Below are 1,611 nucleotides of genomic sequence, written 5' to 3'. Positions count from 1 at the left end.
GTCTTCTCCCGTCCAAGAACCGTGAGAAGGCATCGCGAAAGCTCGCTGATCAGCATCGAAAGATCAGGTGCATTCGCAATGACTTCACGCACAAGATGACGACCTCGCTCGCACGTGAAAACCAAACGTTGGGCATCGAGGACTTGTCTGTGCAGGGAATGACTGCAAGCGCCAAGGGGAGTGTCGACAAACCGGGAAGAAATGTCCGTCAAAAAGCCGGCCTGAACCGCGCCATTCTCGACGTGGCATTTGGGGAGATTCGCCGCCAGATCGAATACAAGAGTGCTTGGTATGGGACAACGCTAGTGACKGCGGATCGCTTCTTTCCTAGCTCAAAGCGTTGCTCATGCTGCGGCGAGGTAAATTCGGCTTTGATGTTAAAGGATCGAGAGTGGACTTGCGTAAGCTGTGACACGCGCCATGACAGAGACTTTAACGCGAGCGCAAACCTCGAACAAATGGTTTTTCTACCTGAGGCTATCGGGAAAGTTACGCCTGTCAGATACGAGCCTGGCCAGTCAGGGGGTTCGGGGCAGGAACCGGACGCGCACATTTGTGCACGTTYTGGATAGCAGTGCATGCAAGGAATGAAGCGATCAGGATTCCACGGCTTTGCGCCGCCGATGCCGATGTCGAGCGTTACGGTCTGCATTTTGAAGTATTGCGGACTTGCTTCTGTTCTGAGGTGTCTCCGCCTTTAAGCCGGCATTGCGCTTCGTCCCCTAGTCATCCGAGGTCGGCCGTTCGAAGCGGCTGCCTCAGGGAATGGCTGTTCCCAGGACCTCCGGGCCCGCTAGCTAGCCGTCATTTGAGCTCGGCAAGCAGCACCCTCGCTTCGCGCAGGTCGTGTGTATCCAAGCCTTCGTCGAATGCGCTGTATCGATCGGCCAGCAGCCGGCTGGCGTCATCCTTTTTGCCTTGCTGCTGCCAAAGCCGGCTCAAAGACATCACCGCGCGCAGTTCCAGGGATCGGGCGCCTTGGCGGCGAGCGAGCGCGATCGCTCGCAGGAAGCTGGCTTCGGCTTCGCCTTGGCTGATGTGCCCCGCGCGTTCGGGGCACGGCTCCATCAGCATTAGCTCGCCATGGAGCCGATGTAATTCGGCTTCGTACACGCGCTCGCCGGTGCGGTCGGCCTGGCCCAGTGCCTCGGCAAGCGTCGCAAGCCCTGCTTCAGTTTGCCCCGTTTTTGCGAAGGCTTCGGCCAGCAGCATAAGGAAGTGAGTCCGCAACACTTCGGCCCCCGTGGCGCGGTACGCGCTCAAGCCCTGCTGTATCAATTCAATGCCCTCTGTCGCGCGTCCCTGCCCGGCCAACGCCCAGCCAAGAAGAATGGTTCCACACGCCAATCCGAACGGCAGGCCGAAGTCGGTGGCGAGGTCGACGAGCGCCTGCGCGAGCTCCATTGACGGCTGCACTTCCCCGCGGAGCAGGCGGACTTCGGCGGCAAAAAATAGCGCGTCGGCCGAGTCCGAGGGATGGGAAGGCGTCTGGGCCAGGGCGAGCGCCTCCTGGCTGCGCGCTTGGGCTTGATCCGGGTAGCCAAGCAGCCAGAGGTCCATGGCAATGTGGTTCAGCCCCTGCACACCGGGCTCCAACACACCGGGCTCCAA

At 60.3% G+C, this 1,611-nt stretch carries 1 protein-coding gene and 1 pseudogene; one reads left to right on the top strand and one right to left on the bottom strand.

From position 1 onward, the window contains the following. On the top strand, positions 1-572 hold a 572-nt coding region (locus tag AC1DO7_RS41200; RefSeq protein ID WP_477117569.1), incomplete at its 5' end, for an RNA-guided endonuclease InsQ/TnpB family protein. Positions 573-804: 232 nt separating this feature from the next. Here AC1DO7_RS41200 and AC1DO7_RS41195 read toward each other — a convergent pair. Beyond that, positions 805-1,611 (bottom strand): annotated as a pseudogene (locus tag AC1DO7_RS41195) (hypothetical protein); the annotation flags it as partial.

The sequence above is a fragment of the Cupriavidus sp. 05N40 genome, assembly GCF_056397305.1.
Note: the sequence above shows the minus strand (reverse complement) of the source record. Positions and strands in the feature narration are given on the sequence as shown.